The organism is Psychrobacter sp. DAB_AL32B, assembly GCF_002224105.1.
Classification (GTDB): Bacteria; Pseudomonadota; Gammaproteobacteria; order Pseudomonadales; family Moraxellaceae; genus Psychrobacter.
Window position 1 is genome coordinate 1 of the sequence record NZ_NEXU01000005.1, and the last position, 10,842, is coordinate 10,842.

The following is a 10,842-nucleotide window of genomic DNA, read 5'->3' on the forward strand; positions in this document are numbered from 1 at the left end:
TTGAGATAAAATCTCTTAGAAGTTTTGCTATCTAAAGATGTCACACTCTAGAATCAGAAAATTTCTAACAACTCAAAGCTCTTTAAAGCCCCTTGCTGTGGGTGTGTATTATATAGATTTACACATGGCTGTCAAATACTATTTCACATTTTTTATAAAATGATTGCGAAAAGAGTTTTGGAGAGTATAGCTAGATGATGTGACAGCCCATATAGCAACTACATAGTTACCTATTGCGTGGCGGATAAAAGCCTCTATACTTGATTGGTTATATTTGATTGTATTGTACTATTAAAGATTGGAGGCGAATATAGAAGCTTTAGCTACTACTGAGCAGCAGATTGCGGCATGGTCATGGACTGATTTTGCTGGACTGGGTTTGATATTCCACATTATTCTCATGATAGTGATGACTTTGCGTATTGTCTCGGTGCAGCGAAACATTGGTGTGACCATTGCGTGGATAGCCATTTTGTTTACGCTGCCTTTGTTTGGGTTGATTGCTTATGTGTTGGTAGGTGAGCCTATGATTGGTCGCCGTTATCGCAATCGCATGGATCAGGCACGGCTGCTTATGAATGAGATGGCACAGCGTGAGCGTTTGGTTTTTGATAAAGGTCAAGAGGTACTAGCTGAGCATTACCGCGGTGTCAGTCAAATTGGGACGCGCTGGACAGGGTTCGGTGTGTTTTCAGACCATGACATGCAATTATTGACGCATCCTAATATTATTTTTAAGCGTTTGATTGATGATATTGATGCTGCTCAACGCACTATTTTGATGGAGTTTTATATTATTTACCCTAAGGGGCAAGTGTTAGATGTGATAGAGGCGTTGATGTCAGCTGCTCAGCGCGGTGTGGAGTGCCACATTCTGATCGATAGTGTGGGTAGTTTTAGCTTTTTTAATAGTGCTGAACATAAGAAGTTAGAGCGCTCTGGGGTTTTTGTACACCAATCGCTGCCGGTAGGGCTTTTTAAGACGTTATTTAAGCGTTCAGATTTGCGTAATCATCGCAAAATCGTGGTTGTTGATGAGTACATTGGTTATATCGGTAGCTTTAATTTGGTTGATCCTAAGTTTTTTAAGCAAGATAAAGCGGTCGGGGAATGGATTGATGTGGCCATACGCAGTGTCAGTGACAACGAGATCAGTATTGCCACTGCGATGGCAAAGGTAGTGGTCACCGATATTGGTGCTGAAAATAGCGATAACTTAGATGCGTTGCATCAACGAGTGAATAGCTATACGCGTAAATTGTATGTGCGCCATCCGACTATCAATGATATCAATAGCCGGATAAAAGTATTGGATGATGATGTAGAACCTTTGGAACAGCCTAGCACTGGGGCAGTGTCAACGGTGATTCCACAGATGCCCGTGGTAAAAGGTGTGGTCGCACAGCTTATTCCTTCAGCACCGCAAGTGACGGCACATGTCATTTATAATACCTTAGTAACTATTTTGCATCGGGCGAATCAGCGCATTCGTATCACGACGCCATACTTTGTACCTGATGAAGCTCTATCAGGGGCGTTGGTAACGGCAGCTAAGCGCGGAGTTGAAGTCACGCTAATCATTCCTGAAAAGGTCGATTCGTTCCTAGTTCAGCACGCCTCGCAAGCTTATTATCAAGAGTTGTTGGAGGCTGGCGTGACCATTGCCTTGTTTAAAGGCGGTCTGTTACATGCCAAAACCGTGGTCATTGACGACGATTATTGTTTATTTGGTACCGTTAATATTGATATGCGCAGCTTTTACTTGAACATGGAAGTCAGTTTGGCGATTTATACCCCAGAAATGGTCGCACAAGTGGCTGACTGTCAAGAGTCATATCTACAGAACTGTCGTTTTTTAAGCTTAGATGAGTGGCAACAGCGACATGGGGCTGAGCGGTTGTTTGATAATGTGGTACGCTTATTTAGTCCGTTATTGTAGCAATTTATATTTTAGGTTAAGGTAACGACGCATTTTTTATTATCGTGTTTGCTTGCTCACTTCTATTATCACTGTATATTTTTAAAGGATAGGCTTTTATTATGTCTGCATCGCCCTTAACGCCACTTGATTATATTGCAGCAGGCTATTGGCAAGATTTTTTAGCTGGACGTCCTATCGCTGGCGGTATTGCCTATGAAGCAGAGTTGCGCCACTGCATATTGGATCAATCGCTGGCAAGTTTGCAACGAGTAGATACTTTACTGTCGCAGATACGCCGCGACATGATTAAGGCTGGCATGTGGGATGAAGCGACCTTATTAACGGATGAGCGCTATCGCAACTTTATGGTGTTTTTGGCGTTTTATGCAGGACGAGTATTGGCACAGCAATGGCAGCATACGCCGCAGTGGCTTGGTCAGTTTGAGCTACGTAAGCGTTATCCGCAATTACCGCTGATAACCGATGATTTTTATCAGCACATGGCGGTATTTTATGGTTCTGACCATACTTCTTATGAAAACGATCAAAATAGTAATGATAATGTAATAGCCCCTCTATTTTTTGCATTAGAGCCGATAGGGTTGCGTCTTTTTGGTCATATCGACCGGCAGTTTAAATCGGTACAAGGTGAGCAAGTCGCCAGTGGTTTATACCAAGCGGTCAGTGCAAGACTGCCAAGCTCTATCAATGATGAAACCTCATTAGTAACGACGAAAATATCAACGACTCAAAATATGCATCCAAGTGCTGATTCAGCTAGGTCTATTAATACAAGCCAAATTACTGGTAGTATTGACCCGTTATTAAATGAGTATACGGAAGACGCATCCACAGCCACTGTGGTTTTGAATGATGAAACCTCTCAACGCGCCATTTTAAATAAGCCGGTTGAAACGGATCTATCTCCTACTGAGATTCAAACAAAACCGATACTCTCTGAATCTGCGGTTTCTAAAACAGAGTCGCCAGTCGCATCAACGATAGCATTGGCAAAACCCAACCCAGTTGTAGCTTTAAAACCCTCAGCAAAAATATCACCTACACCAGAGATTTTTAGCCAGTTGTTAATAGAGCTAGATGAGATAGAGGTACTGCAAGCGGCTGGCAACAGTGAATATGAGCAAGCACGTAATATCCTAGATCAATTTGAACAACATATCGCTAAGCAACAAAAACCACGCGCGCAAATCATATTTTCAGAGTCTCATTTACATTCAAAACAACAAGCGCTGCTGATATTACAGGACGCTGCGAATGCTGGTAACACTGATGCTATGCTGCGTTTAGCGATGTATGAGTTACTTGCTGAAGGCCTAAAAGCGGATAAAGCTGCTAGCACAGAGTCTGGGGTTGAATGGGTTAAGCAAGCAGCCAGCAAGAACGACAGTCGCGCCCAGCGCCTATTGAGTAAGATGTATTACCAAGGCGTAGGTCTGCCGCAAGACATAAATATTGGTAAGTATTGGCTCGCGCAAGCCGCAGAAAACGGTCATGCAGAAGCCGCCAGTTTGGCAAATCAATGGCAGCAAGCACAAGCGTTAATCGCGACGCAAAAACAAGAGCAGCATAGTCTCAAACGCTATCAGATATTGTTTGCAGTGATTATCGTTGTCGCATTACTCATCATCGTTCTTGTCTAAAAAAATTCTGTCTCAAAATTTACGTTTAAAAGCTTATCGTTAAGGGCTTAATTGAGGTAGAATTGGCGCGTTTTTCATGAGCGCATCCTACTATCTGATCCATTAATAATCTGGGTTTCTCCATGCCATCTTCTGATACTTCAGCAAAATATTCTACCAAAACCGTTCAGCCCATGCAGAGCCGAATAGTTCATAAGCCACCTGTGTATTATCAACTGAGCATTGGCTTACTAAAGCCGCTATATCGCCTGCAAGTATGGCGACGCTCACACAAGCGTGATAATTATCAACAAGAAGTTGAGCAGCGTTTTGGTAAGCGTTATCCATTACCTCCTGTAGTGGAGGCAGCAAATACGCTAAATGCTAAAGCAGATGTGAGTGGCAATGGCAAAAAAGTCATATGGTGCCATGCCGTCTCTTTAGGTGAAACCAACACAGTCGCGCCATTATTAGATGCATTATTGGCTCGTGGTTATCGGATATGGTTGACCAATACGACGCAGACAGGGTTTGCACGCGGAGCCAGTCGGTTTGCCGAAGACATTGCTCAAGGTCGATTGAGTCATAGTTATGTGCCTGTTGACAGTCCGGCTGTGATTGAAACGTTTTTAGCTCATGTGCAACCTGTGGCCGCTTTATTTGTGGAAACAGAGCTATGGGCAAATATCTTGACCAAATTGTCTGAGCATCATATTCCAAGTATCTTGGTCAATGGGCGATTGTCAGCATCTTCTTTTAAGAGCTATCAAAAAATTGGTGCGGTGAGCGCCAGTATGATGAAAAACCTGAGCTTGATTATTGCGCAGGATAATGACTCTGCCAAACGCTTTCGGCAGTTGGGTGCGCACAGTGCGCAAATCCGTGTGGCAGGCTCGCTGAAGTGGGTGATTAATACGCCTAAACTGAAGGATAAAGTGTCTGATATAGATGGCGATATAGACGATGAGCGTGCGAATATACAAGCACATACGAGCAATATCGCCGCAGATTTAGGCATAATGAATCGTCCGATTTGGGTGGCAGCAAGCACTCATAGCGGTGAAGAAGAAGTAGCATTGGCGTGGCAGCAGCAAATACTGTCAAACCCTGCACTGACAGATGCGCTACTCATTATAGTTCCTAGACATCCAGAACGCTTCGATGAAGTGGCAGAGCTTGTCCAAAAGTCAGGATTTGTAATGGCGCGGCGCAGTATCAATGAAACCATCACAGCGCAGACACAAGTTTATCTGGCAGATAGTATGGGCGAGCTGATGGATTGGTTTGCGCTGGCAAATGTGGCGCTTGTCGGTGGCTCACTAGTAAATATTGGTGGACATAATCCGGTTGAGCCGGCGAGTGTGGCAACGCCAGTATTGATGGGTGTTTATACGCAATCTTGTCAAAGTGTCGTGGATAAATTGGCTAGTGTAGGGGCGTTATATCAACCAAAGAACGAGTTTTATTGTCCCATTGGTGATGATGAGCAAAGCGCGCAACCGCATCTCTCTGAGACGGATAAAAAGTCTTTAGATAACGAGACGCTTCTTTATCAACAGCTAAAACACTGGTTGAGCCATCCATCATTAGCCAAACAAGCAGGGCAAGCGGGCGCACAGATGACAGAGCAGCAGCAGGCAGTATTAAGTCGTCAGTTATCGATGATTGAAGACGTTGTGGAGCAGCATTCGATGCAAACTTTGAGCCAATCCTTAAGCCAAGATTTAAACTAATATTTAAACTAAGAGACGCTATGAACTGTATTCTATTACCGGCTGCTCATTTTTCAAACGATTCTGCCCAAATCAACTCAGTAGCGCAAATTGCTCATATCAATAAAGTATTAGCAGCAAAAATGGGTGATACCTTAAAGATCGGACAGCTTGGCGGCAATCTTGGCACTGCTATCATTGAACATATAACGCCTGAAAGTATTCAGCTGCGTAATGTACAGCTGGCTATAAAACCACCGCCTAAGCTAGATATCACTGTAGTATTAGCATTGCCACGCCCAAAAGTATTGCGCCGTCTTATTATGGATATGACCGCGCTTGGCGTCCGCGATATTATTCTTATTAATAGCTATCGCACCCAAAAGAGCTATTGGCAAAGCCCGATGCTTAGTCGGCTTGATGAGTTTGTACTAGAAGGGTTGCAACAAGGCGTTGATACTATCGCGCCGCGTATTAGTCTGCAAAAACGCTTTAAACCTTTTGTCGAAGATGAATTAGCACCTCTAATCACCAATCGTGCCATCGTCGCGCACCCTTATGGTGCCTTGTCATTTTCACAATATCTGCAACAGCAAACGTTAGTAACCCCTGAAAAAAATGAGGTTTTGCTTGCAGAGTCTGAGTCATCAAATAAAACGATATTGCCAAGTATGATATTTATCGGTGCAGAAGGTGGCTGGATTGATTATGAAATTGAGTTACTTGCCACCCAAGGTTGCCAAGCCGTACATATAGGCCCGCGTATATTGCGTACGGAAGCGGCGGTTAATGCCATGTTAGGTCAATGGTTGTTATAAAATAATAGTTAAAAAATCAATGCCAAATCAAGGCTGAATTAATATTATTAGGCGTGGAAATGGGCTCAAAAATAGCTTGTTAAATAGCATTAATACGTCATTATTTGGCTGAATGACTGAGTTAAACAAATGTATTGATAATTAATCTCATTTCCATTAGTATATGGTTTCCAGACATTAAGGTCTTATTAATCCTACCAATCCATGATTTTTAATGTCGTTTTATACTACTTATCCGTCGCGCTCTTATGGGGAAAGCCATGTCATTAACTGCTATCAGTGCAACTTTATCTTCTACTAAGCTTACTTTACCGGTTACTGTATTTGGCATCATGTTAGGGCTTGCTGGCTGTAGTAACTCATCTACTCCAGAAGAGAGCGTTGATGCTGAAACGCCAGCGCCTAGCACTGAGCAAAAGGCGGCTAATGATGGCGCTACTGCTGCTGCTGGACAAACGGTGACGATCTACTCATCACGTAATGAGCAGTTAATCAAACCTTTGTTAGACCGCTATACAGAACAGACGGGTGTCAAGATTGAGCTGGTAACCGATAAGACCGGTCCACTTATGGCGCGTCTGCAAGCTGAAGGTAAAAATACCCCAGCCGATATGCTGTTAACAGTTGATGCTGGTAACTTATGGCAAGCAGCAGAACAAGGGTTACTACAACCGGTCGCGTCGACTGTTTTAGAGGCAAATGTGCCTGCTAAATATCGTGATCCAAAAGGTCAATGGACTGGTTTGTCACTGCGTGCACGCACTATCTTTTATGACCCGAGTAAAGTAACAGCCGATCAGTTGTCCACCTATGAAGATTTAGCTGATCCAAAATGGAAAGGCAAACTGTGTCTACGTACCTCGAAAGCAGTTTATAATCAATCATTGGTTGCCAGCATGATTGAAAACTTGGGCGAAGAGAAAACAGAAGCAGTTATTCGCGGCTGGGTTGCTAATTTAGCCACCGATGTGTTCAGTGACGATACCAGCATGCTAGAAGCTATCGCTGCAGGTCAATGTGAAGTGGGTGTTGCCAACAGCTATTACTATGGTCGTCTCTTTGATGAAAAACCTGATTTCCCAGTAAAGATATTTTGGGCAAACCAAGGTACGACAGGAACGCACGTGAACATCTCTGGTGCCGGTGTAGTGACAAATTCAGACAACCCAGATGGCGCGCTTAAATTGATGGAATGGTTGTCATCTGATGAGGCGCAAGGTATTTACGCCAGTTCTGATAAAGAATATCCGGTAAAAGTAGGTATCGATGAGTCAGAGCTGCTTAGATCATGGGGTCCATTTAAACAAGATGATATCAGTGTACAGAAATTTGGCGAACGACAAACCCAAGCCATTCAAATGATGGATAAAGCAGGTTATAAATAAAAGGCTACCCGTCATTTAGCGGTCAGTTATTTGATGGGGTCATTATGCGTATGACACGGTAATAATCTATGATAACAATGCCAGAAGCGTCTGCTAATCAGGACAATACTGTCAACGAAGATAATAGTGACAATAGGGCTATTAGCCAAGACCATGCCGTCCGTAAACGTATCATCTCGAAATCAGTCTTAGGACTGATTTCGTTGTTTATGCTGGTACCGATTTTAATAGTATTATTGTCGTGGACGCAGCCAGTAGCCGATATTTGGACGCACATGCGTGAGTACGTGCTGCCACAAGTCCTCAAAAATACCGCTATTCTACTAATGATGGTGACGGTAATTTCTGGCACTATTGGCACCGCAATGGCTTGGATCACCAGTATGTACCGCTTCCCTGGACAGCGGTTTTTTTCGTGGGCATTGATGTTACCACTGGCGATGCCAGCTTATGTGCTGGCGTTTGTCACAGTCGGCATCGTTGATTTTAGTGGACCACTGCAAACTGCCTTGAGAGATTTTGGGGTTACGGCTGCCATCCCATCGGTGCGTAATGTTTGGGGCGCAGGTTTGGTATTATCGTTGGCGTTTTATCCTTATGTATATTTGCTGGCGCGCCAAGCATTTTTATCGCAAGGTCGACGGGCGATTGAAGCAGGGCAGATGCTTGGTCTGAGTCGTAGTCGAGTGTTTTTTCGGCTGGCATTACCGCAGGCATTGCCGTGGGTTATCGGTGGATTGTTGCTGGCAACTATGGAAACGCTAGCGGACTTTGGCGCGGTTTCGGTATTTAATGTCGATACCTTTACCACTGCCATTTATAAAGCATGGTTTGGCTTTTTTAGTTTAACGACAGCCGCTCAGTTGGCAGCTTTGCTAATCGGTGTGATATTTATCGTCGTCTTGTTTGAGCAGTATTGGCAGGCAAAGCGTGGCAATACGGTTACTCAAGGGAGTAATCAGCGTTTTGAAGCCAGCAAACCGGCAAAGTGGGCAATGACACTACTCTGCACGTTGGTATTTTTAATAGCGTTTTTGATACCGTTTTTACAGCTGATTTATTGGACCGCATTAAATTTTCAACAAGATTTTGATGCGCGCTATATTGATTTTGTGACCAATAGCCTCATGATTGCTAGTATGACCACGGCATTTATCGCCTTTTTAGCGATTATTATTGCGTGGGTTAAGCGCCAGTATCCTGATAAATCTACCAAGCTAATGACTACGTTAGCCAATTTAGGTTATGTGGTTCCGGGCACAGTCTTGGCAGTCGGCATCTTTATTCCTATTGCTTGGCTTGATAATCAGCTGATTGCTTTTGGTATTACCTCCACGCAGTTTTTGTCAGGTAGTGTGATTGTCATGCTCCTCGCCTTATCGACACGCTTTATGACGGTCAGTTTCCAGCCGGTAGACCGTCAACTACAGCGCTTGACGGCGAATCAAGAAGCGGCCGCTAAATTGCTTAGTGATAGTCCTTTTCAGCGTTGGCGGCAAGTGATGTTGCCAGTTCTTAGCCCTGGGATACTGACTGGGTTATTGATGGGGTTTGTCGAAGTGATGAAAGAGATGCCGATTACTTTGATGACACGGCGGCAAGGCTGGGATACGCTAGCCGTCCGCGTGTTTGAGATGACCAGCGAAGGTATGTGGGGACGAGCAGCATTGCCAAGTTTGTTTATTGTGCTGGTAGGTCTTATTCCTGTTTGGATATTGCTGCGTCAAAGTGACAAGCAAGGTTAAGGTATTTTTATTAAAAGCGGCATTTTTTTAAATAGCCCGCTGGTTTTTAATGGTTAGATAATTGATGTCCATCGTCATTTTTAGCGTTTTAATTATGGGTTTTATTCACTAATAGCTCACTGGTACCGTTTATGTATACTGACTTGATCAACGATTCAATAAATCCAGTAGACTCTAAGTCCGTAAAGACTCAGAGCAACGCACGACAACATCATTTGGAAAAGTCACCCGTCACCATCATAACAAAGGCGCAAATGTCGCAAGCTTTAGCGGATAGAGACTTACAACAAGGGACGCTCAATTCAGATAGCCCCTCCACTCAATATAATGAGACCGCAGCCATTCAGCCTTATTTTAGTGTACAAGATTTGGTTGTCGGTTATGGCGATACGATAATCGTAAATGGGTTATCGTTAGACTTACAGCAAGGTGAGATTGGCTGCTTTTTAGGTTATAGCGGTTGCGGGAAGACCACGGCGCTAAGAGCCATTGCCGGATTAGAGCAGAGTCGTGGTGGAAAAATCAGCTTAAATGGCCAGCGTCTAACCGAGCAGACAGCGCGTACCTCATTTGCGGTAGTTCCAGCCAAACGTGGCATGGGTATGGTGTTTCAAGACTATGCGCTGTTTGGGCATTTAAGCGTGGCAAAAAATATCGCTTTTGGTCTGAATAAATGGTCTGCTGCCGACAAAAAAGCGCGTGTCGCTGAGATGCTAGATCTTGTTGAATTGTCTGAACATGCGGATAAGCGTCCAAATGAGCTATCCGGTGGGCAGCAGCAGCGGGTAGCATTGGCCCGTGCATTGGCACCGAAGCCCAAACTCTTGCTACTCGATGAACCCTTTTCTAATTTGGATGTAGTCCTGCGTGAATCGTTGGCAATGAACGTCCGTGATATTCTCAAACGTACCAATACCACTGCTATTTTGGTGACTCATGATCAAAACGAAGCTTTTGCGCTAGCGGATAAAGTCGGGGTGATGAATAAAGGCAAACTGGTACAATGGGCGACACCAAGCGAGCTATATCATGAGCCGGTCAGTCCGTTTGTCGCTGAGTTCGTCGGCGAAGGGGCGATGATAGACGGCATTATCAAAGAAGGTCATGTTGAAACGGCGCTTGGAGATATTTATCGACGTATGGAAGTCTATGATGAATCAGGGCAGCCGCTATATTGCGAGTATGACTATCCTAATGGTACGCCGATTAAAGTACTGGTACGCCCTGATGATATCGTCCATGATGACGAGAGTATACAAACCGCATTAGTGGTTGGGCGGGTATTTCGTGGTGCCAATTATTTGTATCGTTTGCAACTCGCTGATGGTCAAACCGTCTTGTCATTAGTGGCCAGTCATCATAATCACGAAATTGGCTCACAAATTGGCCTCTTACCCATACTAGAGCATGTCGTGGTGTTTGATGAAAAAGATATCAATGCCACGACTTGGTCAGAATATGATAGATCAGAGAGAATCGAAGAAATAAGATAGCGGTTATAAAAATGATTCTTAACAGTTCTTATTAAAAGCTATTATTAACATTATCACCGTTAATTGTGCCGAGTTGCCAATATATGTAAGTAACGACCAAGCCACTTATACGGCTCTAATTGTGAATT

7 protein-coding genes are annotated in these 10,842 nt (G+C 43.9%); all 7 read left to right on the forward strand.

Going from position 1 to position 10,842, the window contains the following annotated elements; translation table 11 throughout:
• The first annotated feature begins 298 nt into the window (after positions 1 to 298).
• On the forward strand, positions 299 to 1,939 hold the full coding sequence (locus CAN34_RS00420; protein WP_089553971.1) for a cardiolipin synthase: 1,641 nt from the start codon (positions 299 to 301) through the stop codon (positions 1,937 to 1,939).
• Positions 1,940 to 2,040: 101 nt separating this feature from the next.
• The gene (locus tag CAN34_RS00425; RefSeq protein WP_089553972.1) at positions 2,041 to 3,582 is read left to right on the forward strand and encodes a tetratricopeptide repeat protein; all 1,542 of its coding nucleotides are present in this window, start codon (positions 2,041 to 2,043) and stop codon (positions 3,580 to 3,582) included.
• A gap of 122 nt (positions 3,583 to 3,704) precedes the next feature.
• Positions 3,705 to 5,294, forward strand: coding sequence for a 3-deoxy-D-manno-octulosonic acid transferase (locus CAN34_RS00430; RefSeq protein ID WP_089553973.1), 1,590 nt, complete (start codon positions 3,705 to 3,707; stop codon positions 5,292 to 5,294).
• A 20-nt stretch (positions 5,295 to 5,314) separates the two neighbouring features.
• Positions 5,315 to 6,091 (forward strand): 16S rRNA (uracil(1498)-N(3))-methyltransferase, encoded by a 777-nt coding sequence (locus CAN34_RS00435; RefSeq protein ID WP_089553974.1) that lies wholly within the window; start codon positions 5,315 to 5,317, stop codon positions 6,089 to 6,091.
• 260 nt (positions 6,092 to 6,351) lie between these two features.
• The gene (locus CAN34_RS00440) at positions 6,352 to 7,476 is read left to right on the forward strand and encodes an extracellular solute-binding protein (RefSeq protein WP_089553975.1); all 1,125 of its coding nucleotides are present in this window, start codon (positions 6,352 to 6,354) and stop codon (positions 7,474 to 7,476) included.
• A gap of 68 nt (positions 7,477 to 7,544) precedes the next feature.
• Positions 7,545 to 9,221, forward strand: a complete 1,677-nt coding sequence (locus CAN34_RS00445) for an iron ABC transporter permease (protein ID WP_089553976.1) — start codon at positions 7,545 to 7,547, stop codon at positions 9,219 to 9,221.
• Positions 9,222 to 9,475: 254 nt separating this feature from the next.
• Positions 9,476 to 10,714, forward strand: coding sequence for an ABC transporter ATP-binding protein (locus CAN34_RS00450; RefSeq protein WP_254423031.1), 1,239 nt, complete (start codon positions 9,476 to 9,478; stop codon positions 10,712 to 10,714).
• Positions 10,715 to 10,842 lie beyond the last annotated feature (128 nt).

Coding starts and splice junctions, on each gene's coding strand:
- CAN34_RS00425 (WP_089553972.1), top strand. CDS start 2,041: ATGTCTGCATCGCCCTTAACGCCACTTGATTATATTGCAGCAGGCTAT.
- CAN34_RS00430 (WP_089553973.1), top strand. CDS start 3,705: ATGCCATCTTCTGATACTTCAGCAAAATATTCTACCAAAACCGTTCAG.
- CAN34_RS00435 (WP_089553974.1), top strand. CDS start 5,315: ATGAACTGTATTCTATTACCGGCTGCTCATTTTTCAAACGATTCTGCC.
- CAN34_RS00440 (WP_089553975.1), top strand. CDS start 6,352: ATGTCATTAACTGCTATCAGTGCAACTTTATCTTCTACTAAGCTTACT.
- CAN34_RS00445 (WP_089553976.1), top strand. CDS start 7,545: ATGATAACAATGCCAGAAGCGTCTGCTAATCAGGACAATACTGTCAAC.
- CAN34_RS00450 (WP_254423031.1), top strand. CDS start 9,476: ATGTCGCAAGCTTTAGCGGATAGAGACTTACAACAAGGGACGCTCAAT.